General features: G+C 72.5%; 1 protein-coding gene. It reads left to right on the top strand.

All coding sequences use genetic code 11. From position 1 onward, the window contains the following. Window positions 1-247, top strand: a 247-nt coding sequence (locus SM753_RS20990; protein ID WP_323192977.1) for a hypothetical protein, incomplete at both ends; no start/stop codon positions are given.

Below are 247 nucleotides of genomic sequence, written 5' to 3'. Positions count from 1 at the left end.
GAAGTCGAGATCCGCGTGTGGGACGCCGGCGGGACGGAGTACGTCAACCGCACGGGCGACGAGGCGCTCGGGTACGCGGGGCCCTCTGAGGTAGACGCCACGGTCGTCGACGACGGAACCCTCCGCTTCGATCGCTCGCTCGCGGGGCTCGCCGTCGCCGGCGCCCTCGTCGAGGCAGACGACGGGTCGACGTACGCCGGAATCGACGGCGTCGTCGACGAGGACGGGCGACTGGCCGTCGACGACG

The sequence above is a fragment of the Halostella sp. PRR32 genome, assembly GCF_034808085.1.
Taxonomy (GTDB): Archaea; Halobacteriota; Halobacteria; order Halobacteriales; family Natronoarchaeaceae; genus Halostella; species Halostella pelagica.
This window is presented reverse-complemented; position numbering and strand designations above follow the sequence as displayed.